General features: G+C 67.9%; 25 protein-coding genes and 1 tRNA gene. 14 read left to right on the top strand and 12 right to left on the bottom strand.

The features are described from left to right. The first annotated feature begins 20 nt into the window (after nucleotides 1-20). The gene (locus OQ02_RS03700) at nucleotides 21-812 is read left to right on the top strand and encodes a GNAT family N-acetyltransferase (protein ID WP_051771623.1); all 792 of its coding nucleotides are present in this window, start codon (nucleotides 21-23) and stop codon (nucleotides 810-812) included. Between the two features lie 15 nt (nucleotides 813-827). Here the strand turns inward: OQ02_RS03700 and OQ02_RS03695 are convergent, their stop codons facing one another. Next, nucleotides 828-1,328, bottom strand: coding sequence for a hypothetical protein (locus OQ02_RS03695; RefSeq protein WP_033436676.1), 501 nt, complete (start codon nucleotides 1,326-1,328; stop codon nucleotides 828-830). 267 nt (nucleotides 1,329-1,595) lie between these two features. Between OQ02_RS03695 and OQ02_RS03690 the strand changes: the two genes are divergently transcribed. Continuing rightward, complete coding sequence (locus OQ02_RS03690; RefSeq protein WP_033437007.1) at nucleotides 1,596-1,838, top strand: hypothetical protein; 243 nt, start codon at nucleotides 1,596-1,598, stop codon at nucleotides 1,836-1,838. Between the two features lie 101 nt (nucleotides 1,839-1,939). Here OQ02_RS03690 and OQ02_RS03685 read toward each other — a convergent pair whose 3' ends face one another. Continuing rightward, entirely contained in the window at nucleotides 1,940-2,125 is a 186-nt protein-coding gene (locus OQ02_RS03685; protein ID WP_231499851.1) for a hypothetical protein, read from the bottom strand. Between the two features lie 104 nt (nucleotides 2,126-2,229). Between OQ02_RS03685 and OQ02_RS03680 the strand changes: the two genes are divergently transcribed. The 3 genes from OQ02_RS03680 to OQ02_RS03670 are packed head-to-tail and all read left to right on the top strand — an operon-like array spanning nucleotide 2,230 to nucleotide 4,879. Beyond that, nucleotides 2,230-3,207 carry a DUF3631 domain-containing protein gene (locus tag OQ02_RS03680; RefSeq protein WP_051771622.1) on the top strand — a complete coding sequence of 326 codons (978 nt, stop codon included), beginning with the start codon at nucleotides 2,230-2,232 and terminating at the stop codon, nucleotides 3,205-3,207. Between the two features lie 2 nt (nucleotides 3,208-3,209). Next, a complete protein-coding gene (locus OQ02_RS03675) occupies nucleotides 3,210-3,395 on the top strand; it encodes a helix-turn-helix transcriptional regulator (RefSeq protein ID WP_033436674.1) in 186 nt (61 codons plus the stop codon). Further along, the gene (locus tag OQ02_RS03670) at nucleotides 3,392-4,879 is read left to right on the top strand and encodes a tyrosine-type recombinase/integrase (RefSeq protein WP_063746992.1); all 1,488 of its coding nucleotides are present in this window, start codon (nucleotides 3,392-3,394) and stop codon (nucleotides 4,877-4,879) included. The genes OQ02_RS03675 and OQ02_RS03670 overlap by 4 nt, the downstream gene beginning before the upstream one ends. Before the next feature lie 77 nt (nucleotides 4,880-4,956). Here the strand turns inward: OQ02_RS03670 and OQ02_RS42140 are convergent, their stop codons facing one another. Both OQ02_RS42140 and OQ02_RS03660 read right to left on the bottom strand, forming a co-directional pair. Next, nucleotides 4,957-7,533 carry a P-loop ATPase, Sll1717 family gene (locus OQ02_RS42140; RefSeq protein WP_231499877.1) on the bottom strand — a complete coding sequence of 859 codons (2,577 nt, stop codon included), beginning with the start codon at nucleotides 7,531-7,533 and terminating at the stop codon, nucleotides 4,957-4,959. Between the two features lie 939 nt (nucleotides 7,534-8,472). Next, nucleotides 8,473-8,553, bottom strand: a tRNA-Tyr gene (locus OQ02_RS03660). 123 nt (nucleotides 8,554-8,676) lie between these two features. Here OQ02_RS03660 and OQ02_RS03655 point away from each other — a divergent pair. Both OQ02_RS03655 and rfbA read left to right on the top strand, forming a co-directional pair. After that, the gene (locus tag OQ02_RS03655; RefSeq protein ID WP_033436672.1) at nucleotides 8,677-9,168 is read left to right on the top strand and encodes a YajQ family cyclic di-GMP-binding protein; all 492 of its coding nucleotides are present in this window, start codon (nucleotides 8,677-8,679) and stop codon (nucleotides 9,166-9,168) included. Next, a complete protein-coding gene (rfbA, locus tag OQ02_RS03650) occupies nucleotides 9,168-10,040 on the top strand; it encodes a glucose-1-phosphate thymidylyltransferase RfbA (RefSeq protein WP_033436671.1) in 873 nt (290 codons plus the stop codon). Before OQ02_RS03655 ends, rfbA begins: the two co-directional genes overlap by 1 nt. On the opposite strand, the gene htpX is transcribed toward rfbA, so the two are convergent. Genes htpX through OQ02_RS03630 form a run of 4 tightly spaced genes read right to left on the bottom strand, consistent with a single transcriptional unit; the run spans nucleotide 10,037 to nucleotide 12,394 of the window. Further along, nucleotides 10,037-10,900 carry a zinc metalloprotease HtpX gene (htpX, locus tag OQ02_RS03645; RefSeq protein ID WP_033436670.1) on the bottom strand — a complete coding sequence of 288 codons (864 nt, stop codon included), beginning with the start codon at nucleotides 10,898-10,900 and terminating at the stop codon, nucleotides 10,037-10,039. The two genes, rfbA and htpX, sit on opposite strands and share 4 nt — an antisense overlap. A gap of 21 nt (nucleotides 10,901-10,921) precedes the next feature. Then, nucleotides 10,922-11,398, bottom strand: coding sequence for a 4Fe-4S binding protein (locus tag OQ02_RS03640; RefSeq protein ID WP_033436669.1), 477 nt, complete (start codon nucleotides 11,396-11,398; stop codon nucleotides 10,922-10,924). Beyond that, nucleotides 11,391-11,978, bottom strand: a complete 588-nt coding sequence (locus tag OQ02_RS03635) for an NADH-quinone oxidoreductase subunit C (RefSeq protein ID WP_033436668.1) — start codon at nucleotides 11,976-11,978, stop codon at nucleotides 11,391-11,393. Before OQ02_RS03635 ends, OQ02_RS03640 begins: the two co-directional genes overlap by 8 nt. Further along, nucleotides 11,975-12,394 (bottom strand): NADH-quinone oxidoreductase subunit B, encoded by a 420-nt coding sequence (locus OQ02_RS03630; protein ID WP_033436667.1) that lies wholly within the window; start codon nucleotides 12,392-12,394, stop codon nucleotides 11,975-11,977. The genes OQ02_RS03635 and OQ02_RS03630 overlap by 4 nt, the downstream gene beginning before the upstream one ends. Before the next feature lie 242 nt (nucleotides 12,395-12,636). On the opposite strand from OQ02_RS03630, the gene OQ02_RS03625 reads away from it, so the two are divergent. Further along, on the top strand, nucleotides 12,637-13,674 hold the full coding sequence (locus OQ02_RS03625; protein WP_033436666.1) for a LysR family transcriptional regulator: 1,038 nt from the start codon (nucleotides 12,637-12,639) through the stop codon (nucleotides 13,672-13,674). A gap of 21 nt (nucleotides 13,675-13,695) precedes the next feature. Here OQ02_RS03625 and OQ02_RS43540 read toward each other — a convergent pair whose 3' ends face one another. Together OQ02_RS43540 and OQ02_RS03620 are read right to left on the bottom strand one after the other, a co-directional pair. After that, nucleotides 13,696-13,863 (bottom strand): hypothetical protein, encoded by a 168-nt coding sequence (locus tag OQ02_RS43540; RefSeq protein WP_156076849.1) that lies wholly within the window; start codon nucleotides 13,861-13,863, stop codon nucleotides 13,696-13,698. An 80-nt stretch (nucleotides 13,864-13,943) separates the two neighbouring features. Beyond that, a complete protein-coding gene (locus OQ02_RS03620; protein ID WP_156076848.1) occupies nucleotides 13,944-14,726 on the bottom strand; it encodes a helix-turn-helix domain-containing protein in 783 nt (260 codons plus the stop codon). A gap of 62 nt (nucleotides 14,727-14,788) precedes the next feature. On the opposite strand from OQ02_RS03620, the gene OQ02_RS03615 reads away from it, so the two are divergent. After that, nucleotides 14,789-15,358 carry a TIGR03086 family metal-binding protein gene (locus tag OQ02_RS03615; protein ID WP_081915351.1) on the top strand — a complete coding sequence of 190 codons (570 nt, stop codon included), beginning with the start codon at nucleotides 14,789-14,791 and terminating at the stop codon, nucleotides 15,356-15,358. A 67-nt stretch (nucleotides 15,359-15,425) separates the two neighbouring features. On the opposite strand, the gene ddaH is transcribed toward OQ02_RS03615, so the two are convergent. Further along, complete coding sequence (gene ddaH / locus OQ02_RS03610; protein WP_081915350.1) at nucleotides 15,426-16,304, bottom strand: dimethylargininase; 879 nt, start codon at nucleotides 16,302-16,304, stop codon at nucleotides 15,426-15,428. 75 nt (nucleotides 16,305-16,379) lie between these two features. Between ddaH and OQ02_RS03605 the strand changes: the two genes are divergently transcribed. The 4 genes from OQ02_RS03605 to OQ02_RS03590 all read left to right on the top strand — a co-directional run bounded on the left by OQ02_RS03605 (nucleotide 16,380) and on the right by OQ02_RS03590 (nucleotide 20,771). Next, nucleotides 16,380-16,820 (top strand): Lrp/AsnC family transcriptional regulator, encoded by a 441-nt coding sequence (locus tag OQ02_RS03605; RefSeq protein WP_033437001.1) that lies wholly within the window; start codon nucleotides 16,380-16,382, stop codon nucleotides 16,818-16,820. A gap of 11 nt (nucleotides 16,821-16,831) precedes the next feature. Beyond that, entirely contained in the window at nucleotides 16,832-17,593 is a 762-nt protein-coding gene (locus tag OQ02_RS03600; RefSeq protein WP_033436665.1) for an enoyl-CoA hydratase, read from the top strand. Nucleotides 17,594-17,832: 239 nt separating this feature from the next. Then, on the top strand, nucleotides 17,833-19,719 hold the full coding sequence (locus OQ02_RS03595; RefSeq protein ID WP_033436664.1) for a 2-oxoacid:acceptor oxidoreductase subunit alpha: 1,887 nt from the start codon (nucleotides 17,833-17,835) through the stop codon (nucleotides 19,717-19,719). Continuing rightward, a complete protein-coding gene (locus tag OQ02_RS03590; protein ID WP_033436663.1) occupies nucleotides 19,716-20,771 on the top strand; it encodes a 2-oxoacid:ferredoxin oxidoreductase subunit beta in 1,056 nt (351 codons plus the stop codon). The genes OQ02_RS03595 and OQ02_RS03590 overlap by 4 nt, the downstream gene beginning before the upstream one ends. Before the next feature lie 85 nt (nucleotides 20,772-20,856). Here OQ02_RS03590 and OQ02_RS03585 read toward each other — a convergent pair whose 3' ends face one another. Then, nucleotides 20,857-22,698, bottom strand: coding sequence for a sunset domain-containing protein (locus OQ02_RS03585; protein ID WP_033436662.1), 1,842 nt, complete (start codon nucleotides 22,696-22,698; stop codon nucleotides 20,857-20,859). Between the two features lie 224 nt (nucleotides 22,699-22,922). Here OQ02_RS03585 and rarD point away from each other — a divergent pair, with 224 nt between their 5' ends. Further along, a complete protein-coding gene (gene rarD, locus OQ02_RS03580) occupies nucleotides 22,923-23,825 on the top strand; it encodes an EamA family transporter RarD (RefSeq protein WP_033436661.1) in 903 nt (300 codons plus the stop codon). The last annotated feature ends 101 nt before the right edge of the window (nucleotides 23,826-23,926 follow it).

Genomic DNA, 23,926 nt, shown 5'->3' with positions numbered 1-23,926 from the left:
GCGCGGGTTAGCTTCAGAAGGTGGACCCGTTGCTGCCCGGCTTCCCGCCCGTGGACGACCCGTACTCGTTCTCGGAGCTGTCCGAGGACTCGCTGAGCGCGAGCTGGGGTGCCTTGCGGACGCACGCCCTGACGTGGCACCCCGGTGCCGACCTGGACGACCAGCTGCGCCACTGGGAGCTGACCGGCACGGGTGATCACGACACCGCCGCGCTGGTGACCGTGCCCAGCCGTGCGGTCGACGCCGCCGACACGTTGGTGCGGCACGGTTTCTCGCCGCTGCTCGTGATCGCCGCCCGGCTGCCCGGACGTGGGCGCGGCGGCGGTTCGACGGTGAAGATCCGGCCGTTGACGCACGACGACCTGGACGCCGCGGTGGAGCTGAACGTCGAGACCACGCGGTACGACAGCCGGTTCGGCATGGTCACCACCCGGCCGTCGACCCCGGAGCGGTTGCGCGAGCACATCACCGGGATGTTCGACCGTCCGGAGCCGTGCGCCTGGCTCGCGGAGAGCGAAGGCGAGGTCGTCGGGTTCCTGTACTACGACCTGCCGGGGTACTCGGACTGGATCGCCGGGCGGACGTCCGTGCGGCCGGTGGCGTACCTCGGGCTGCTGGGGGTGCGGCCGGACGCGCGTGGCGGTGGGATCGGCGCGGCGCTGGCCGACCACGCGCACGGCCTGCTGGACGAGGCGGGCGTGGGCGTGACGCTGCTGCACCACGCCCTGCCCAACCCGCTGTCCACGCCGTTCTGGTACTCGCACGGCTACCGGCCGCTGTGGACGACCTGGCAACGCCGCCCGGCGCTCTAGCCACCGCCCCGCACGTCAGGCCCGGACGAGCTCCTTCTCCACCTTGGTTTCGCGCCGCAGCCCGTCGCGGATGCCGTCCAGCACCCGCCGCGCCTCCGTGGCCGCAAGGCGCTGCGCCGCACCGCTGCCGACCGCGTCGCGCAGCGCCAACCACACCGCGGCCTCGTCCTCCCGTACCGCGGTGAGCAGGTCCCGCTGTTCGGGGTAGGGGTGCAGGGCGATCTTCTCGGTGTGGGTCTTGAGGGTGGCCAGGACGGCCGCGGCCACCCCTCCGGTCGCGGCGACGCGGTCGAGCTTCGCGGGCAGGTCGACCGCGGTCAGCTCGGACAGCGACAGGGGGCCGAAGTTCAGCACGGTGTTCAGCCCGTACTCCAGGTCGTCGGCGGCGTAGAGGAGTTCACGCGCGTTCGTGCGCCGGGCTTGGCCGGACGAGCGACGCCGTCCCGTGAAGCGGACGACCAGGCCGAGGGCGACGCCGGTCGCCAGGGCGGTGACGGCGATGAGGATTTCGCTCATGCGCTCAGTCTCGTGGCCGTGCCGGAGGCGGCCCGACCGATCGGCGGCGACGGGTCGATCCGAGCGCCGGCCGGTCGCGGGCAGTTCGGTTGGGCTGAACAGGGCAACCGGTCGGCGTGGCGTCGTGGTCCGAACGGCTCAGCCGGGCAGAGTGGGGAAGGCCTCGTCCAGCCGGGTGAACTCGCCGCGTCGGGGTACTCGAAGGGCAGGTCGAGACCTCCTACAGGACAAGGAAGCAGGATGCGAAGGACGGGCGAGGGGGTCGCCATGATTGTCGTGAAGGAGCTGTCAGGCCGGGCCAAGGCCATGCTCCGCGCTGTTGCCGCGGGGCGGGGCCAGCTGTCGGGGGGATGCGAGCCGGACCTCTACGTGGACGGGTTGCCGTGCTGCGACCAGATGGTCACGCACGACTTGGTGCACGCGGGGCTGCTGCGGGCGCGTCGGGCGGTGCGCCTGGACGAGCGGTCGGACGCCGAGCTGACCGATGAGGGAAGAGCCGCGATCGCTTAACTCTCGAACATGCGTTCGATATGGGTTATGCTGCATCGCGAGGCCGGCACGCAAGCGAGAGGAAGCGCTTGCGCGCCGGCCTCACCTACACCGGGCTCCACCTACGCGGGGCCCCAGGTGGCGACGGCCACGTCGAAGTGCTCCCGCACCGCGGTGAGGTCCACTCCGACCAACGTCGCGCGCCGACCGTTCAGCGGCGCGTACGACTCGTAGACGTGCAGCACCGGCGCGACGCAGACCTGCTTGGTGGCCGGGTCCACGGCCATCAGCCCGCGGTCGAACAACACGTGCACGTCGGCGCGGAGCAGGATTCCCGCTTCGACGTCGTGCTTCTCGTGCTTCGCGAACTGCCGCAGGTGCGCCGGCGCTCTGGTACGCCCACACGTGGGCTGTGGAGCAGTTCTACGTCACGCCGCGGCTCGTGCTGTCCTCTGCTGAACCCGGATCGGGCAAGACCCGCGTCCTGGAGGTCGCCCAGTACCTGGTCAAGTCGCCTGAGATGACGTTCTCGGCGAGTCCGGCCGCGCTGTTCCGGATGGTCAGCAGCGCGCCCATCACGATCCTGTTCGATGAGGTCGACGCCATCTTCACGAAGATGGGCAGCGGTAACGAAGACCTCCGGGCGCTGCTCAACGCCGGGTACAAGCGGTCCGCCACGGTCGCCCGGTGCAAGGGCGACGCCAACAACATGATCGTGGAGCGGTTCGCGGTCTACGCACCGGCCGCGCTGGCCGGAATCGCCGGTGGAATGCCCGCCACGATCACCACGCGCGCCATCACGATCAACCTGCGTCGCCGACGCCGTGAGGAGCGTGTGGACGCCTTCCGTGAGCGCCTGGTGGCCATCGAGTCGGCACCGATCCGGGAAGCACTGGCCGACTGGATGACCAGCGTCGGCGAAGAGGTCGGAACGGCAACGCCCGTCATGCCGGAAGGCGTCACCGACCGACCAGCGGAAATCTGGGAACCGCTGCTGGCGATTGCCGACGCGGCCGGTGGGCACTGGCCGGAAACCGCGCGAGCCGCTTGCCGCCACTTCGTCGCCGAGGCCACCGCCGTGCCCGTGTCGGACGGAGTCCGGCTGCTCTCCGACCTCCGGACGTTGTTCGGCGAACGGCACGCCGACCGGATGAGCACCGTGGAAATCCTGTTGGCGCTTCACGAGCTGGACGAATCGCCGTGGGCCGACTTCCACGGCAAGCCGCTCAACGCTCGCGCGCTCTCCGCCGAACTGAGGGCTTACGGCGTGAGCGCCAAGGCGTTCAAGCACAACGGCGGCACGGTCAAGGGCTACATGGTCAACGGGGAGAACGGGCTCGCCGACGCCTGGTCGCGCTACCTGCCCGCCGAACACAAGGGGGAGAACTAGCCATGAGCCGACGTGAGCTGCTGACCGTCGCCGAGTTCTGCGCCGAGTTCAAGGTGGCGCGCTCGACCTTCTATGACTGGTTGGCCAAGGGCACCGCGCCACGGGTGCGGAAGTTGCCGAACGGTCAGTTGCGGCTGGACCGCCGAGACATCGACACGTGGTTCGACGGACAGGAAGTGGCCGCATGACCGACACGAGCTATGACGTGCGGATTTACGTCATCGACGTCTACAAGGGCAAGCAGAAGACGACCCATTGGGTTCAGTGGTCGGTGGCACGGAAGCGGTTCAAGGAGCCGTTTCGGACGTCTGCGCTGGCGAACAGCTTTCGCTCGGAATTGCTGAGTGCGGCCAACAAGGGCGAGGCGTTCGACCGGGATAGCGGGCTCCCGGTGTCGATGGTGCGCAAGACGAACGCCACGTCGTCGTGGTTCGCGTTCTCGTGCACGTTCGTCGACATGAAGTGGCGGGACTCGTCACCGGGGCAGCGCCGGACGATTGCCGACGCGTTGACGCCCATCACTTCGGCACTGCTCACGGGGACGCGAGGCAGGCCGGACGGGGACGTGCTCCGCCGCGCGATGCGGGTGGCGTTCAACACCAGTCGCCGTGACGCCCGACAGCCGGCGGACGTAGCCGCGGCGCTGGTGTGGCTGTCGCAGAACACCCGGCCAGTGTCCGACCTGGCGAAACCGGACGTGCTCCGGGCGTTGCTGGCCGATGTCGAACGGAAGCTGGACGGCACGCGGGCAGCGCCGGACACGATTCGACTGCGCCGGATCACGCTCGGCAGCGCGCTGAACTACGCGGTGGAGAAGGAGCTGCTGAGCGCGAACCCGCTGAAGGAGGTGACGACGAAGAAGCGCAAGAACGTCGCCCACCAGGTCGACCGGCGTTCGGTGGCCAACCCTGTCCAGGCCCGGACGCTGCTCCAGGCCGTACCCGGCATCGGGCGGACCGGTCGCAAGCTCATGGCGTTCTTCGGCCTGATGTACCTCGCCGCTCTGCGTCCCGAGGAAGCCTCCGTACTGCGTCGCAGCGACCTGGTCATGCCACCACGGGAGTGGGACCAGGAGGCGGGCCGGTGGCGGGTCACTCAGTGGGGTGACATCCACCTGGCCAAGGCCGCGCCCGAGATCGGCGCTGAGTGGACCGACAGCGGCCGACGCAGCGAAGAACGAGGGCTGAAGCACCGAGAGGACGGCGAAGGCCGCACAGTGCCGCTCTCACCCGAACTGGCAGTGCTGCTCTACGAGCACTTCGACCGGTTCTGCACCGCGCCGAGCGGGCTGCTGTTCGTCGCCGAGCGCGGGGGACGGATCGGCAGCTCGACCTACGGGCGGGTGTGGGCGCTGGCACGCGAAGCGGTCTTCACTGCCGACGTGATGGCCTCCCCACTCGCCAAGCGCCCCTACGACCTCCGTCATGCATGCGTCTCGACGTGGCTCAACCTGGGTGTGGAGACTCCACGGGTCGCCGAGTGGGCAGGCCACAGCCTTAACGTCCTGATGCGGGTCTACGCGAAGTGCCTCGACGGTGGAGAGGAGCGCGCCCGGCAGCTTATCCAAATACGCTATAAGACCAATATGTCACCATGGCATCGCCACGCTATCACATGCCCAACACCTATCGATGAACGTGGAGTTTTACCTCCACGACGAATTAACTGCTGATTAGCGTGTACTCGCGGCCGACAGACCTTGACCGCGAGTACACGCTAATCCTGCCATAGTAAATTCGCTTGAATAAATTACGCCTGCCCTCTACGCGTCATACCAAGAGCATGCCGATATAGGTCAGGCACACGGTAGCGGCGAACTTCTTCCTGCGTACCTTCATGCACGGCGATCAGACCAACCTCTAGAGCCAATTCAAGGTGTTCCAACGCGCCAGGTTTCACCGATTCAATGTCGCCGGGCACTAGAGGGGTGCGCCCGATTGTCTCCAAAGCGTCGACGATCGACTTAAGCTCGGGGAACTCTTCGTGCAATGCCCCAACCGCCTCATCGCTGACCCGTTCAAGGCTTGGAACTAGAGCACGCGGCCGGACAACACTCTGATCGTACGACGTGCGCTCTCGCGACTCCCACTCCACTGCGGCAGCAAATAGCTGCGACAATGTCCTAGGGCTATGATCGCCCTGTCCGTCAGCGAGTCGATTCCACACCCAGTTTCGAGTGAATGTAGTTTTTGCACCCTTCATCCGCTCACCGACGAGGACATTCCAAGCTTGATAAACTTCTTCCGAACGCCAAGAGTCGACATTTGGGCCAACACCAACTTGGGACAACAAGTTCTGAAATGCTGAGCTCCGAACAGCTTGCTTAAGTACAGTCTTGAAGTAGTCTGCCTGATCTTTCCACAGCAACTGCACATAGCGACCGAACAGGTGGCTTTTATTCTCGAACCTCAGTTGCTGCCAGATATCGAATCGCAATAGCACCTTGAACGAAAGGTGATCCAGTCTAGTTTCCGACTCGGTAAGAAAAGTAAATAGGCCAGCAACGGCGTCGGTCCGTCGATTCCTACTAGTTACATCATTGCCAAAACCGGTGTCCAACCCATCGAACAAGAGGAATCTCGATGAGGAGAGGCTCGCATCAAGTTCCCGAAGCCACCTACCGGCAAGCAGTCCGGCTTGCGCATCTGAAATCATCTTTGTCACTGTTTCAACGACAAAGAGTTCATCGGCTCGATCAGAGGTTTCCAGATTCTCAAGGTCTAGACCGAATCGCTCTGGCGGCAAGGTTCCTGGTTGCCTAGGCAGTGACAGGAAGGTAGCAAGCGCTGTGTAGCACGCCCAGAATCGCGACCAGCCTGCTTGGTTCTCAGTCAAAGCATTGTCAATCGCCGCAAATCCTTCGGCCCCAAGCACCCATGGGAACCTCTTTCGAAATGTGTGGGGACACATCACTACGACCGGCGCATCCCCACCGGGGCGATCCAACAACCACCTAAATACGGCGGTCTTGCCCGTACCCTTCCGCCCGATTACGAGCGGATACTGCGGATCCGACGCTTGTACGGCCACCCGTGTCTTGACGAAGTCGTCCAGAAGGTTTTCTTGCTCTTCAGCTTGGCCGCGCGAAAAGTTCAATTCTACCAGAGCTTCGCGCTTATCCACTGATCGAACTGTGCTTGGGGCCACAGGTCGAGGCAGTAGTTGCTCCAGCCAATCAGCAACAGGACCGTAAGTTTCATTGACAATCACCGAGGTATCCATGAAGTCTTTGAATGCTGTCTCAGGTGAGTATCCAATGACGTGCGTGAGCTCGTCAGCTTGAAGAGGCCCTGTATCTGAAGATCTCCGGTCGCCTACTCTTGCCAGCCACGTATCGATCCAGGACACTGCGCGTTCGCGGAATCTAGCAGCAGATGGTCCGGGAGGGATCGGTGAAACCAAGAAACGCGGCTCTGGAGAGATGGCATGCCCAGCATCTGAACGCCTCGTTTTAGCCGCCAAAAGCGACTGCACAAGTAGTTCAGTGCCGAGGTGCGCTTGAGGGTGCGGAAAGAAGCATACGACAGCCAAGTCCGAAATATCGAAGAGCAAGGGAGCACTGATCGGCGATATTCCAGTACGCGAATCAAGTAGGATAATTTCCGGTTGAATAGATGATTCAGAAGCTAGTTCGAGTAGGGCATGCAGCGGGTTACGCTCTTCTCTATACCAGTTCTCTGGCTCGATCAGGCGAAGGCGCTGCGCATAGTCAACCCCTAGCCTACCGGAGGGCAAACAATAAAGTTCGTCAGCCTCGCTTACTCGCTGTACATGGTCCCTGATATCAACCGACTCGCCTCGCTCAAGAGCAAGGAGCAAAGGAATGACGCCTTGTTCTGTTCTTGGCTCATCAAGGTGGAACATGTAGTGAAGCCCAGGAGCTTCGAAGTCCATGTCGACACACAGAACTCGTCGCCCTCGAGCGGCAAGCAACTTAGCGGCAGCAGCAAGCGCAGTCGTACGTCCGACACCGCCACGAAGACTGTAGAAAGTAACGATTGCAGGTGACTTAATGTCTTCGTCGAGGTCGCTAGCAAAGAGGAGCGGTTGACTTGATGACTGCTTCAGCGCCTCAGACCAAATTGGCAATGGTCCATCAATTTCCAGAGGCGGCGGGCCGTACCAGCCCTCTTCGGCGGAAGTAAGTAGCTCAGCGGCTTCGATCCACTCCTCCAAACCGGACAACAAAAGGCTGCGTCGCTCTGCATCCGAAAGTCCGGCCAAAGAATCACTGACAACTCGAATTCGCCACCCGGTTTCCAATCCTCGCGTCACGTAGATGTTAGCGATGACCATACTATTGCTAGCGGAGTTTTCCCTGAGCATGCGCTTCACGGTATCTGCATCGAGCATATGAGGATTCATGACTTCCTTCCGCTGCGTCGGATCGGGCGCGCGTACCTGATTCGATTGCTTACGATTCCAGCTAACGCGATCGCTCCATCAAGCAAATCCTTCGGCGCATGCTTCGAATCCACCACGCTGGTATATCTGATACTCGTATTCCAGTAGTCGAGAAATGCTCGCTTATGCCCTCCGAGATCATCTGACCTAAGCCCAGCCGCTTCCCACAATCCGTGAAGGTCGTGCCCGGCTTGTCCCGATTGAGGAAATGGCTTGCCCGAGCGAATAAGCAAACATTTTAGCTTGCACTCGATCACATACCCAGCTAGATACAGAGCGCCACAGAGGTGGCCGCCGTCCGCCAAGTGCTTTGCCTCAGTAGCGCGCATACGTGCGGCGTCCTCATACACCTCGATGACTCTCCCTTCATCAAGCATCGTCACTTATGCGGTGAGTAACCGCTGCCAGGCAGGTAGCTAGGTGCTTCGCCGCTGACCAGTCTTGCAAGCTTCCGCCTCAGCCACTGCCGCTGGGTGATTTCGAAGCCCGCCGGAGCAACCGCGAGTCGACTAGACACCGGATAGACCTACGGTACGACGCTCAGTTAGACGGCCACCATCTGAGCACGGTCGCACCACAGCGCTTCCACGTAGCAAGCGCGAGTAAGGGACACGCAGGCATGTGATGCATGTCACTTCTAGCCTTGGGCGTGGTGGGCTCGAACTTAGCCGTCTAAACCAACAGCATGTCGCCTATAGCACGATCGTCTCGCGGGGTTCATCCGGATCCGAACGCCGGGCCACGTCGGTACGTCCTCGGTACAGCCACCCGTAGAGGGCCGGTCCCGGTCGGACACGGCCGGACATGAACGAGAAGACCCCGTGACCTGTCTTTCCTGGTCACGGGGTCTTCGTCCTGATGTGGCGGGTAGAGGATTCGAACCTCTGTAGCTTTCGCGACGGATTTACAGTCCGCTCCCATTGGCCGCTCGGGCAACCCGCCCCGCCCCCGGTGGTGCCGGGTGCGGTGGAGACAATACATAAGCCCGTGGGGCCCTGCGCAACCGGGATACCCCGGTAGGCTTCCGGTCGGTTCAAGACCCACAGACGCGGAGGTACCGGGCACGTGGCAGATCCGTCGTTCGACGTGGTGAGCAAGGTCGACCGCCAGGAAGTCGACAACGCGCTCAACCAGGCCGCCAAGGAGCTGAGCACGCGGTTCGACTTCCGCGGCACGGAGACCTCGGTGGCCTGGGCGGGCGAGGAGGCCATCACCTTCCAGTCCGAGACCGAGGAGCGCTGCCGGGCCGCGATCGACGTCTTCCAGGAGAAGCTGGTCAAGCGCGGCATCTCGATGAAGGCCTTCGAGATCGGCGACCCGACCCTCTCCGGCAAGGTGTTCAAGGTGACCGGCAACCTGGTCCAGGGCATCACCAGCGAGAAGGCCAAGGAGATCGCGAAGAAGGTCCGCGACGAGGCGCCCAAGGGCGTCCAGGCGCAGATCCAGGGCGACCAGCTGCGCATCTCCGGCAAGAAGAAGGACCACTTGCAGGACGTCATCGCCCTGCTCAAGGGTTCCGACTTCGGTATCGCGCTCCAGTTCACCAACTACCGGTGATGAAGGGGATCGTCCTCGCCGGCGGCAGCGGCACGCGCCTGCACCCGATCACCCAGGCGGTGTCGAAGCAGCTGCTGCCGGTGTACGACAAGCCGATGGTGTACTACCCGCTGTCGGTGCTGATGCTCGCCGGCGTGCGGGAGATCCTGCTCATCTCGACGCCGGTCGACCTGCCCCTGTTCCAGCGGCTGCTCGGTGACGGCTCGCAGTTCGGCCTGAGCATCGAGTACGCCGAGCAGGCACACCCGAACGGCCTGGCCGAGGCGTTCGTCATCGGTGCGGACTTCGTCGGCGACGACGACGTGTCGCTGGTCCTGGGCGACAACATCTTCTACGGCCAGGGCTTCTCCAAGGTCCTCCAGCACCACGCCACCACGCTCGACGGCTGCGTGCTGTTCGGCTACCCGGTGAAGGACCCGGAGCGCTACGGCGTGGGCGAGGTCGACGCGGACGGCAGGCTCGTCTCCATCGAGGAGAAGCCCGCGCAGCCGAAGTCGAACAAGGCCATCACCGGCCTGTACTTCTACGACAACGCGGTCGTGGACATCGCCCGGTCGCTGAAGCCGTCACCGCGCGGCGAGCTGGAGATCACCGACGTCAACCTGGCCTACCTGCGCGAGGGCCGGGCGCGGCTGGTCGACCTCGGCCGCGGTTTCGCCTGGCTGGACACCGGCACGCACGACTCGATGCTGGAGGCGGGCCAGTTCGTGCAGGTGCTGGAGCACCGGCAGGGCGTGCGCATCGCGTGCCTCGAGGAGATCGCGCTGCGGATGGGCTTCATCACCGCCGACCACTGCTACGCGCTGGGCGAGAAGCTGGCGAAGTCCGGCTACGGCCAGTACGTGATGAACGTCGCACTAGAGGCCCGCTAGGACTTGCGGGCCAGCTCCTCCAGCCGGCGCACGCGGTCGGCGATCGGCGGGTGGGTGGAGAACAGCCTGGCCAGGTGCTCCCCCGGCCGGAACGGGTTGGCGATCATCAGGTGCGACTGCGCGACCACGGCCGGTTCGGGCGCCAACGGCGCGGCGCGCGCGCCGTGGTCGATCTTCCGCAACGCCGAGGCCAGTGCCAGCGGGTCGCCGGTCAGCTCGGCGCCCGACGCGTCGGCCTGGTACTCGCGGGACCTGCTCACCGCCATCCGCACGATGCAGGCGGCGACGGGGGCGAGCACGGCGATGAGCAGCAGCGCGAACGGGTTGGGCCGGTCCTCGTCACCGTCGGAGCCGAAGACGCCGGCGAAGATCGCCAGGTTCGCCAGCGTGCTCACCACGCCGGCCAACGCCCCGGCCACGCACGAGATGAGGATGTCGCGGTTGTACACGTGCGACAGCTCGTGCCCGAGCACGGCGCGCAGCTCGCGTTCGTCCAGCAGTTCGAGGATGCCGGTCGTGCAGCACACGGCGGCGTTGCGCGGGTTGCGGCCGGTGGCGAACGCGTTCGGCGCGGCCGTGGGGCTGAGGTAGAGCCGGGGCATGGGCTGACGCGCGGCCTGGGCCAGCTCGCGGACGATCCGGTACATCGCGGGCTGCTCGACCTCGGACACGGGCCGCGCCCGCATGGCGCGCAACGCCAACTTGTCGGAGTTGAAGTACGCGTAGGCGTTCACGCCCAGCGCCACGACCAGGCCGATGACCAGGGCGGTTCGCCCGAACAACGAGCTGATCGCCACGATCAGGCCGCTCATGGCACCGAGCAGCAACGCGGTCTTCAGCGCGTTGTAGTGCTTGTGCACGTCGTCTCGCCTCCGGCTGTCCTACTTCCCCTCCCTCAACGCTCCCGGCCTGCGCGTGGTTCCGGTACCCGGACGTGCCGGGCGGGTGGCGGTGGCCTCCGGCGCGGGTTCGGCGCCCGCGTCGAGCGGCGGCGGTGGCGGCACGTGCGTCACCCACGTGGCCAGCACGTCGCGTTCGTGGACGAGTTCGGCGACCGCGCCGTCACCCTCGGGACCACCCGTTCCGGGGTAGGAGAAGTCGGGCGCCCAGTGCAGGGCGTCGAACGGGCACGCCTCCACGCAGATGCCGCAGTACAGGCACTGGCCGTAGTCGATGGCGAACCGGTCGAGCACGTTGCGCGCACGCGGGCGGGCCGAGCCGGGCTGCTCCTCCACCTCGGTGTGCGAGTCGATGTGGATGCACCAGTCGGGGCACTCGCGGGCGCAGATCATGCACACCGTGCAGTTGGCCTCCAGCAGCGCGATGACGCCGCGGGTGCGCGGGGGCAGGTCAGCCACGGGTGTCCTCCGTCCGATCGCCTTCGTACCGCGGTCCCCACGACGGGTCGGGGACGCCGGGCGGCGCGGCGCGCCTGCGGCTGGGCGACGACGTGCCGTCCTCGCCCGGTTCGAGCCGGCCGGGCCACGGGCGCACCACGCGGGACGCCAGCACGAAGTCCTTGCGCAACGGGTGGCCGCTGAAGGTGTCCGGGAGCAGCAGGTGGGCCGGTTCGCCGTCGTGGAGGGTGATGCCGAACATCTCCACGGCCTCCCGCTCGTGCCACGCCGCCCCGGCCCAGAGCGCGGCGACGCTGGGCAGCGCGTCGTCCGGGCCGAGTTCGGTGCGCAGCAGCACGCCGTTCCGCGTCTCCGGGTCGATCACGTGCAGCAGCACGGCGTGCCGCTGACCGGCCGCGCCCGGACGTCCCGCGTCCTCGACGCCGAGCCAGTCGAACTGCGTGCAGCCCAGCTCGTCGTGGGCGTAGCGGGCCGCCTCGGACCACCCGGGCAGGGCGACGTGCGCGGTGGTCTGGCCGAACGCGGTCTTGGCCTGCGCGCCGGGGATGCGGGCGGCGAGCGCCTCGGACGCGGCGCTCACGAGACCATCCGGTGCAGCGCGGCGAGGCCGTCGAGCAGCGCCTCGGGACGGGGTGGGCAGCCGGGGACGGCGACGTGCACGGGCAGCACCTGGTCGATGCCCTTGGTGACGCAGTAGGAGTCCCAGTACGGGCCGCCGGTGTTGCTGCACGCGCCGACGGAGATCACGTAACGCGGTTCCGGCATCTCCTGGTACGTCGCGATCACCGCGGGCAACATGACGTCGGTGACCGTGCCGGAGACCACGAGGACGTGCGCCTCGCCCGCCGAGTGCACCGGATCGACCCCCAGCGCTTCCAGGTGCTCCGGGCGGTGGCCTTCGAGCGCGGCCATGACCTCGACGCCGCAGCAGGCCAGGCCGAGGTCGAGCACGGTGACCCGGTACGTCGTACCCCAGTCCAAGGTGGAAACCGTCACTCGGGTGAGGCTAATACGTGGGGGCCCGTCGGGCTGCTGCCCGGCGGGCCCCCAACCCCCCAATACCCCCCCTGATTGCGCCCAGGTGAACACGCACCTGGTTGCGGGAGAAGTCTCTTACGGATCGCGTATACCTGTCCAGGGAAAGCGGACAAGATCTTCGGATAATTTCAGCACGAACTGCGGTCAAGTTCAGTACAACTAATCGGTAGAACATCACGCTCCGACCCGAGAGGCCCTGCATGTCGACCTCGGCCCAACTGCTCCTGCCGGTGGGAAACCAGCTGAGCAGGCTCCTGCACACCTCGCCGCTCCTGCTCGACACCACGTTGGACCAGCTCAGGACGCTGATCGCGGTCTACGAGACGCGATCGGCACTGCGCGCGGCACGGGTGCTCGGCCGCGAGCAGTCCAGTGTGCAGAAGCAGATCGACACGCTCAACCGCAACTTCAAGTCGCTGTGCGGTGAGCCGCTGGTGGTCAAGCAGGGCCGGGGAAAAGATGTGCTGATCACGCAGACCGGTGAGGCGTTGGTCGAATTGGCGCGGACCACGTTGAGCAAGTGGCTCGATTCGATTCACGAGTGCCGGCGCAAGCTCGGCACGACGCTCACCGTCGGCACGACGCGGTTCATGCTCGACCCCCTGGCGAAGGCGTGGCACCACGTGGCGGACGACTTCCGCCGACGGGACGTGGAGCTGAAGGTCGTGCACATCCGCACGAAGGACATCTGGACGAGCCTGGAGTCCAAGGAGGTCGACATCGTGTGCGGCAGCGTGGTGACGCACGCGGGCCGGAACAACGGGTTCGAGGACTTCGACGTGATCGAGTGGCGGCGCGGCGGGCTGGCGCTGCTGACGAACATGCCGGAGAGCCGGCTCGGGTCCGCCATCGGCACCGGTGAGCTGCCGAAGCTGCCGCTGGTGGTGCCGGGCGACGGGTTGATCGCCGAGTTCCTGCGCGGGTGGTTCGGCCCGGACTACCGCAACGAGCTGGACATCGCGGCGGAGATCGACGAGATCCAGTACGGCATGTCGCTGCTGCGGTCCGGGCTGGTGGAGGGCTGCATGATCGTCACGTCGGGCCTGGGCGTGGTGGCCGCGAACAACGAGCTGCGCGAGGGGTCGGGCCTTCGGGTCGTCGAGCTGAAGAACGACCGGAAGCCGCAGCTGGAGCGGTTGGTCGGGGTCTTCGCCCGCAAGGAGGAGCGGGCGAAGTTCCCGGCCGACCACCCGTTGAACCTGCTCTGGGCGGCGTTCCAGCGCGAGGTGTCGGACTAGTCGGGACCAGTCCGACCAGGTCTAACGCGCCGTGTCGGACGGGCGCTCCTCGCGGCGCCTCCGTGCTTGGCGCACCAGCCACTCCGTGCCGGTGAGCTGCTTCGGGACCTCAGGCTTCTGGCGTTCCACGGGCTCCTCCTGCTCCTGCTGCGGTCGGGGCGACGGGCGCTGGGCGTCCAGGTCGTTCATGGCGCGCTCCCTACCTTGGTCGACAGCGAGTGCCGTCGATCCGAGCACCGACAGGGGTCGGCCCGCTAGAGCGATCAACCCTATGGGTGACGGGCGGCGCCCCCGGTGCGGTCGGCGGTCGGGGCCTCGTACCGCTCGGCGTACCGAGTGGGGGTCTCACCGAACATGGTGGTGAAATCCCGGACGAAATGCGGCTGGTCCGCGTATCCGAGGTCCGCGGCGAGGGCGGCCCAGTCGATCCGGCCGCCCGCCTCCATCCGCTGCGTGACCTCGTGCAGCCGGTAGCGGCGGATCACCCACTTCGGGCCGACGCCGACGTGCTCGGCGAACAGCCGCTGCACCTGGCGGACGCTCGTGCCCACCGCGTCGGCCAGCACGTCGACCCGGGTCATCCGCGGGTCGGCGATGACGAGGTTCACGACGTCCGCCGCCTGGCGCGCCTTCGGGTCGGGTCCGGGGAAGTTGCGGCGGAGCATGTCCTCGACCTCGAGGACGTCCGCTTCGGCGGGCACGCGGTCGAAGACGGCCGCCGCCGGGAGGGAGCGGTCGGTGATCGACTGGACGGGTGCGCCGAGGAACGGGCGGAAGGCGCCGGGGTGGAAGGCGACGCCGAAGACCCGGCCCTCGCCTTCGAGGTCCTTGAACACGTGCCCGCTGGACACGCCGTGCACCTCGGGTGCGGCGCCGTCGTGGAACGACAGGTGGACGTTCGGGTAGGGCAGGATCAGCTGGCGGTACGGCCGGTCGTAGCGCCACTCGACCACCCAGTAGCGGGCCACCAGCCCGGCCAGGTCGGGCGAGGGCGGGAGGACCTGGTGGCGCTGGTGCTCCCGCCAGGACAGTTCGCGCGCGTCCCGGGTCACGTCGGCGAGGGTATGTCGCCTTTGTTCAATACACCCGCGGCGGCCGTTCCTAGGGTGGCCGCATGTCCCGTGAGCACTTGATCGACCAGGCCGTGGCGACCGCCCTGGAGGTCGTCGAGAACATCAAGCCCGACCAGTTGGACGCGCCGACGCCGTGCACGGAGTTCGACGTCCGCAAGCTCGTGAACCACCTGCTGTTCTGGGGTCCGCCCCTGGCGGGTGCCGGGCGCAAGCAGCAGGTGGCGCCCGTGGCGGAGGCGGAGTCCCGGGTGGACCTGACGGCGGGCGACTGGGCCGCCGACCTGGCCGCCCACTTCCGGTCGTTGGCGACCGCGTGGGGCGGGCCGTCGGCGTGGACGGGCCTGACGTCGGTCGGCAGCCCGGAGCAGATGCCCGCCGAGGTGATCGGCGCGATGGTGGTGGGCGAGGTCGTCGTGCACACCTGGGACCTGGCGCGGGCCACCGGTCAGGCGCCCACGTGGGACGACGGGCTGCTGGCGTTCGTGCACGCCGACCTGGTCGCGACCGCGCCGATGGGGCGCGACATGGGGCTCTTCGGGCCGGAGGTGCCGGTGCCCGCGGACGCGCCGTTGATCGACCGGATCGTCGGCCTCACCGGCCGCACGCCGTAGACGTGACGATCGACACCTGACGCAGCTGGTCGGCCCGGCGCAACCGGGCCGACCAGCGCGCGGGCGATCAGTCGCGGAGTTCCATCGAGCAGCACTTCGGGCCGCCGCCGGACTTGCGGAGTTCCGAGATGTCCACGAAGACCGGTTCGAAGCCGCGCCGGGCCACCTCTTCGGCCAGCGACGTCGCCTCCACCGGCAGGACCACGTGCCGGCCGTCGGAGACCGCGTTGAGGCCGAGGCACGCGGCGTCCTCGGCGGTCGCGATGACGGCGTCGGGGAACAGGCGGCGGAGGACTGCGCGGCTGCCCGGCGAGAAGGCCTCCGGGTAGTACGCGACCAGGTCGTCGGCCAGGACGAACAGGGCCACGTCCAGGTGGTAGTACCGGGCGTCGGTGAGCTGCAGGGAGACGACCGGGACGCCCAGCGCCTCCTGCGCCTCGGAGTGCGCCAGCGGGTCGGTGCGGAAACCCGTACCCGCCAACAGGTACTTGCCGGTCCAGGCGAAGTCGCCCTCGGCCTCGTTCGTGCGCTCGGGCATCACGACAGTGCCGTAGCCGTTCGCCAGGAACCACCGCCGGAAGTGGTCGGCTTCCGCCGCGCGCTGGGGTGCGCGGAAGCGGGAGCCCAGGACCTTGCCCTCGATGACGGTGCCGGAGTTGGCCGAGAAGACCATGTCCGGCAGGCCGGGCTGCGGGTCGATGACCGACACCTGGTGCCCGAGCCGCTCGTAGGTCTCCTTCAGGGCCGTCCACTGCGCCATCGCCAGCGCCGTGTCGATCGGTTCCGTGGGATCCATCCACGGGTTGATCACGTACTCCACCGTGAAGTACGCGGGTGGGCACATGAGGTACCGACGGGTGGTCGGCACACGCACCTGCGCGGCGGGCGTGGCGACGTCGAGCACGATCGGCTCGTCACCGGGGCCCGCGAAGGAAACCGAGGTCATGGATCGAAATGTAGATTGCCATCTGACCCTCGAACAACGCCGCGACCTTGCGTCTTCTAGGGCACTATGTTGCGTGTGGACACGATCGACCAGCGAATCATTTCGCGCCTCATGGCCAACGCCCGCTCCAGCTACGCCGACATCGGCAAGGAGGTCGGGCTGTCGGCCCCCGCCGTGAAGCGCCGCGTGGACAAACTGCTGGACACCGGGGTCCTGCGCGGCTTCACGGCCGTGGTGGACCCGGAGCAGCTGGGTTGGGGCACCGAAGCGTTCGTGGAGGTGCACTGCCGCGGCAACGTCGCCCCGCACGACATCCAGCAGCGCCTGGAGACGATGGCCGAGGTCAGGGCCGCCTACACCGTCTCCGGCGCGGCGGACGCGATCGTGCACCTGCGCGCGGCGAACATCCACCACCTGGAGACCGCGCTGGAGCGGCTGCGCGCCGTGGAGATCATCGATCGGACCGTCTCCACGGTGGTGCTGTCCCGCCTCTTGGACCGACCGCAGGCCCCTTAGAGTCTTCGCGCATGGCCGAGGTGCTCCTGGAACGCTCCGACCGCGTGGCGGTCATCACCGTGCACGACCCCGAACGCCGCAACGCGCTCACGGTCGACTTGTCCGACCAGCTCGCGGCAGCGGTGAAGAGCTGTGAGGACGATCCCGACGTGCACGCCGTGGTGGTCACGGGCACACCGCCGGCGTTCTGCGCGGGCGCGGACCTGACGGCGCTGGGCGAGGCCCGTGAAGAGGGCCTGCGCCGCATCTACGCCGGTTTCCTCGCTGTGGCGCACTGCACGCTGCCGACGATCGCGGCGGTCGGCGGCGCGGCGGTCGGCGCGGGGCTCAACCTGGCGCTGGCGTGCGACGTGCGGATCGTCAACGGGAAGGCGAAGTTCGACGCGCGGTTCCTCCAGCTGGGCATCCACCCCGGCGGCGGCATGACGTGGATGCTGCAACGGCTCGTGGGGCCGCAGACCGCGACCGCGATGACGCTGTTCAACCAGGTTTTGAGCGCCGACACGGCGGTATCCCACGGCTTGGCCTGGGCACGGGTCGACGGTGGGCACGACGAGCTGGTGGCCGCCGCGGTCGGGTTCGCGCGACCTTCGGCCGAAGCTTCGCGTGAACTGGTCCGCACTATCAAGGCGACTATGCGCACGACCGCCGCGCTGGCCGATCACACTCAGGCCGTGGACACCGAACTCGTACCGCAGGTGGCCTCGATCGGGACCCCGGAGTTCCAGGCCAGGCTCGCGGCCATGAAGGCGCGGATCAGCAGCCGGGAGTGACCTGGACAGGCGCTGTTGGTACCTGTAACTTCCGGTAACAGTTACTGGCCAGTACGACGCCGTAACTGCGGGAGTACCACCTGATTGCCGCCGGAGTGGACCGAAGCGCACCAGGTGGGACGAGGCGTCCCGCACAGTGGTACAGCTGAAACCGGCACGTTGTCGGGCACGACTACCCTCGCAGAGGGGGAGGGGCATCAGCCCCTGAGTGGGTGTGAGGAAAGGGATCGGCGTAGGACATGAGTACCGATGTTGGTAACGGCGCCGCGCCAAGTGGCACGGAGGTCCGCAAGCTCGACCGAGTGGTGATCCGGTTCGCCGGCGACTCCGGCGACGGCATGCAGCTCACGGGTGACCGGTTCACCTCCGAGGCCGCCGCGTTCGGCAACGACCTCGCCACCCAGCCGAACTTCCCGGCCGAGATCCGGGCGCCACAGGGCACGCTGCCGGGCGTGTCCAGCTTCCAGCTGCACTTCGCGGACTACGACATCCTCACCCCCGGCGACCGCCCCGACGTGCTCGTGGCGATGAACCCGGCGGCGCTCAAGGCGAACATCGACGACCTGCCCAAGGGCGGGATCCTGATCGTCAACACGGACGAGTTCAGCAAGCGCAACCTGACCAAGGTCGGCTACGCGGCCGACCCGCTGGAGGACCACTCCCTCACGGAGACCTACCAGGTGCACAAGGTCGCGATGGCCACGCTGACCATCGGCGCGCTGGAGAACACCGGGCTGGGCAAGAAGGACGCGGAACGGGCGAAGAACATGTTCGCCCTCGGCCTGCTGTCCTGGATGTACCACCGGCCGACCGAGGGCACGGAACGGTTCCTGCGCGAGAAGTTCGCCAAGAAGCCCGACATCGCCGAGGCCAACGTGCTGGCGTTCCGGGCGGGCTGGAACTACGGCGAGACCACCGAGTCCTTCGCGGTGACCTACGAAGTCGCGCCGGCCAAGCTCAACCAGGGCACGTACCGCCAGATCACCGGCAACACGGCGCTCGCCTACGGCATCGTCGCGGCCGGTCAGCAGTCCGGGCTGCCCGTGGTGCTGGGCACGTACCCGATCACGCCGGCGTCGGACATCCTGCACGAGCTGTCCAAGCACAAGCACTTCGGCATCACCACGCTCCAGGCCGAGGACGAGATCGCGGGCGTCGGCGCGGCGCTGGGCGCCTCCTACGGCGGCGCGCTGGGCATCACCTCGACGTCCGGCCCCGGCCTGGCGCTGAAGTCCGAGACCATCGGCCTCGCCGTGATGACCGAGCTGCCGCTGATCATCATCGACGTTCAGCGCGGCGGCCCGTCCACCGGTCTGCCGACCAAGACCGAGCAGGCCGACCTGCTCCAGGCGATGTACGGCCGCAACGGCGAGTCGCCGGTGCCGGTCGTCGCGCCGCAGTCGCCCTCGGACTGCTTCGACGCCGCGATGGAGGCCGCGCGCATCGCGCTCGTCTACCGGACGCCGGTGCTGCTGCTGTCCGACGGCGCGATCGCGAACGGCTCGGAGCCGTGGCTGATCCCGGACGTCGAGGACCTGCCCGACCTGACCGTGACGTTCGCCACCGAGCCCAACGCGCCGGACGGCACGTTCTGGCCGTACCTGCGCGACCCGGAGACGCTGGCCCGCCCGTGGGCCGTGCCCGGCACCGCGGGCCTCCAGCACCGCATCGGCGGCCTGGAGAAGGCCGACGGCACCGGCAACATCTCGTACGACCCGGCCAACCACGACCACATGGTGCGGCTGCGTCAGCGCAAGGTGGACGGCATCGAGGTGCCGGACGTCGTCGTGGACGACCCGTCCGGCGAGGCGCGCGTCCTGGTCGTCGGCTGGGGTTCGTCCTACGGCCCGATCGGCGCCGCCGCACGCCGGGTGCGCAAGCTGGGGATGCCGGTGGCGCACGCGCACCTGCGGCACCTCAACCCGTTCCCGAAGAACCTGGGCGAGGTGCTGCGCCGGTACGACCGGGTCGTCGTGCCGGAGATGAACCTCGGCCAGCTGGCGCTGCTGTTGCGCGCGAAGTACCTGGTCGACGCGATCAGCTACACGAAGGTGCAGGGCCTGCCGTTCAAGGCCGAAGAGCTTCAGGACGTGCTCGCCGACGTGATCAAGGGAGTGTCCGAATGACGGCGACGGAACTGGGTCTGCCCGCCCTGGGGGGCCTGGTCGGCGTGCCCACGGCCGACGAGCCGCAGAAGGCCAAGGACTACAAGTCCGACCAGGAAGTCCGCTGGTGCCCCGGCTGCGGCGACTACGTGGTGCTCAACGCCGTGCAGTCGTTCCTGCCCACGCTGGGCCTCAAGCGCGAGAACATCGTGTTCGTGTCCGGGATCGGCTGCTCATCGCGGTTCCCGTACTACATGAACACCTACGGCATGCACTCCATCCACGGGCGTGCGCCGGCCATCGCGACCGGTCTCGCGGTCGCCCGGCCGGACCTGTCGGTGTGGGTGGTGACCGGTGACGGCGACGCGCTGTCCATCGGCGGCAACCACCTGATCCACACGCTGCGGCGCAACGTCAACCTCAAGATCCTGCTGTTCAACAACCGGATCTACGGGCTGACCAAGGGCCAGTACTCCCCGACGTCCGAGGAGGGCAAGGTCACCAAGTCCACGCCGCTCGGGTCGCTCGACCACCCGTTCAACCCGGTGTCGCTGGCGCTGGGCGCGGAGGCCACGTTCGTCGGCCGCGCCGTGGACTCGGACCGGGTCGGCCTGACCGAGGTGCTGCGGCAGGCCGCCGAGCACCGCGGCTCGGCGCTGGTGGAGATCTACCAGAACTGCCCGATCTTCAACGACGGCGCGTTCGACGTGCTGAAGGACGAGGCCGAGGCGGCGCGGCGGATCATCAACGTGGTGCACGGGCAGCCGATCACGTTCGGCGGCGGTGACTACGCGGTGGTGCGCGAGGGCTTCGGGCTCGGCGTGGCGAAGACGGCCGACGTGTCGCCCGACGACATCGTGGTGCACGACGCGACGGACCTGAACCTGTCGTTCGCGTTGTCGCGGCTCTCCACGCAGGACCTCCAGCACACCGTGACCGGCGTGTTCCGCAACACCGCGCGGACCACGTACGACGACGCGGCGCGCGAGCAGGTCGAGCGGGCGAAGGCCGCCAAGAAGCCCGACCTGGCGGGGCTGCTGCACGGCAAGGACACCTGGACCGTGGCGGGCTGAGCCACCTTCCCAGACAGAAGGACCCCTGTTCCGGGAGGCGGAACAGGGGTCCTTCTGCTTTCCCTCCCCAGGGAAGCTTCGGGGGCTACGGCGCCGGCCGGAAGCCCGCCTTCTCCGCGTCCGTGGTGGTGCGGAACCAGACGTCGGCCCGGGTCTCGCGGAAGTTCGCCGACCCGTCGGTGAAGTAGCGGCGGCCGGTGAGGGTCGCCTTCACCTGGAACTCCGGCGCGGGCGCCAGGCCGTCGGACTTCGGCAGCACCGAACCCGGGCCGAACGGGGAGCGCGGGTTGAAGCCCTCCTGCTGGCCCTGGAAGCGGGTGCTGCCGGGTGCGGGCCTGCCGCCGGTGCTGGGGCTGAAACCGACCGGACGCGGGCGCACGGGACGTGCCGGCGGTGGGGTGGCCGGCTTCGGCGCGAGCGGTGCGGGCGGCGGCGTGCGCGGGGGGCCGGCCTGGCGGCTCCCGCGCTGCGGCAGGCCGTTCGCGGTCAGCGGCGTGGGGTTGCCGGCCAGCAGCTCGGGCGACAGCGTCGGCACGAACGGCTGGTCGTCGCCGATCGGTGGCCGGTTCGGGCGCGGCTGGTCGGGCTCCGGTTCCTGCTCGTGCTCGGACTCCGGCAGCGGCTCGAACAGGCTGCGCGGGCGGGTGGGCTCCGCCTTCTTCGGCTCGGCTTTCTTCGGCTCCGCGTGCTGGGGCTCCGCGGCCTTGTCCTGCGGTTCGGCGTGCTGCGGTTGGGCGTGCTGGGGCTCAGCGTGTTGCGGTTCGGCGTGCTGCGGTTCGGCGTGCTGGGGCTCGGCGTCCGCCGGCGGCACGAACGTGGGCTGGAACGGCGGCTCGTCGACCACCTCGGGCTCGGCCGCCGCTTCCGGCTCGGCGGCTCGGGCCTCGACGGCCTCGGGCTCTCGGAACAGCTCCGACCGGGCCGGCTCCACGGCCTCGGGCGCCCCGGTCGGACCGGAGTCGACCACGGCCCGCATGACCTCGGTCCGAGGCCCCTCGTCCGACTCCTCCGGCTCGTCCTGGCGGACGGGCGTGAAGTGGCCGGTCAGGTCGTGCTCGGGCCAGACCTGCGGCTCCGGGTCCTCCGACTGCCGCCGCTCGCCGTCCACCTCGGCGATGGCCTGCGCCAGCGCGGTGGCCGGGATCAGCGACGTCTCCTCGGTGAGCGAGGGCCGGCGTTCCGGCTCGTCCTCCTCCTCGTGGCCGTCGGTGACCTCGTCCTCGTCGTAGACCTCCTGGACGGGCTCCTCGCGCCACACCTCGCGCGGCTGGAAGACCGCGACCTCCGGCGGGGCGGTCGGCTCCGGCGACGGCGGCGCGACCGCGGCGACCGGCGTCGCGGGCACGGCGGGCATCACGGTCGTCGCCTCGGCGGGCAGCTCGGGCTCGTCCTCGTACCGACGCGGTCCGCGGTCCGACCCGGGCGCGTTCCGGGTGTCGTGTGCGTCCTCCGGCGCCGGCCGCTCGAACAGGCTGCGCGGCGGCGCGGCGTCGAACTCCGGGAAGTCGTGCTGCTCCTCGAAGTCGGACAGCGGCCGGTGCTCGTCGTCCAGCTCCTCCAGCAGGGCTTCGCGCTGGTCGAGCTTCACGTTCGTCACGTCGTAGCGCGGCGCCTCGGACGCGTCGAGGGACGCCTCGTACCTCGTGCGCTCGGCGGGTTCGTACCGCGGCGGCTCCGGGGTCAGCACGTCGTCCGCCAGCGAACGGGACGCCTCGACGTGCCAGTTGTCGAACTCGTCCGACGGCGCGGCGGTCGACCCGGCCGACCGGCCCGCGGGTGACGCGGGGCGCGGCGACGTGAGGAGGCGTTCCTCCAGGTCTTCCAGCTCCCGCTTGGCCGGGCGCACCAGGACCAGCCAGGTCAGTGCGGCGCCTGCCACGAAGGACAGCAGGCTCCACAGCCACACCTGTCCGAAGAGCGAACTCACGGGAGACCCTCCCACTGCTACTTGTCACACACCCCGACGCGCTCCGCTCCCGGATATTCACCCGGTTGGGGAGCCGTGCAAAACTACCCTGACCGCCCGGTCCGGCGCGTGGGGCCGGCCGGACCTGCGGCCACCCTCCGATAGTAGGCCACTCGGAGCAACTGACCTGGCAAAACGGCTCGCGTACAGTAGCCCTTGTGCCGCCGTTGACTAACTCCTCCGCCGTGTCGACGGAAGTCAACAGACCGAACCGCGGGATCGCTTTCGGAGTCGGCGCCTACTTCCTCTGGGGCATCGTGCCCGCGTACTGGCCGCTGCTCCAGCCCGCCGGATCGGTCGAGATCCTGGCGCACCGGATCGCGTGGTCGCTGGTCGTGATGGCCGTCATCACCGCCGCGCTGGGCCGTTGGGCGGGTATCCGCAGGCTGTCGCGGCGCGGCTGGGCGATGGTGGCGGCGGCGTCCGTGCTGATCGCGGTGAACTGGGGCGTCTACATCCACGCGGTCAACACCGGGCACGTGGTGGAGGCCGCTCTCGGGTACTTCATCAACCCGCTCGTGAGCGTGCTGCTCGGGGTGTTCGTCCTGCGCGAACGCTTGCGGCTGCCGCAGTACGCCGCCCTCACGATCGCCGTCACCGCCGTGGTGGTGCTGGCGGTGGACTACGGCCGGCTGCCGTGGATCTCGCTGGTGCTGGCGTGCTCGTTCGGGCTGTACGGGCTGTTGAAGAAGACCGTGCCGCTGGAGGCGACGGCGAGCGTGACGGCGGAGAGCCTGGTGCTCGCGCCGATCGCGGTGGGCTACCTGATCTGGCTGGGGCCGGCCGGGACGTTCGCCTCGCACGGCTGGGGTCACGCGCTGATCCTGGCGTCGGCCGGGCTGGTCACCGCGATCCCGCTGATCCTGTTCGGGGCGGGCGCGCGGCTCGTGCCGCTGGTCACGTTGGGCATGCTCCAGTACCTGGCGCCCGTGCTCCAGTTCTCGTGGGGCGTGTTCGTGATGCACGAGCCGATGCCTGCGTCCCGCTGGTTCGGCTTCGCCCTGGTCTGGGTGGCTCTGGCGATCTTCACCGTGGACGCCGTCCGCGCCCGCCGCCGCCTCCCCGTCCCAGCCCCCGAACTCACCTGACCCGCGTGAGTCCTACGTTCACGACCCGTGAGTCGTCCCTTCAGAACACCCATGTCCTACGTTCAGGACCCCCGAATTCAACGCTCAGAACGCCCGCACGG

The organism is Saccharothrix sp. NRRL B-16314, assembly GCF_000716595.1.
In the GTDB taxonomy this organism is placed as follows: domain Bacteria; phylum Actinomycetota; class Actinomycetes; order Mycobacteriales; family Pseudonocardiaceae; genus Actinosynnema.
This window is presented reverse-complemented; position numbering and strand designations above follow the sequence as displayed.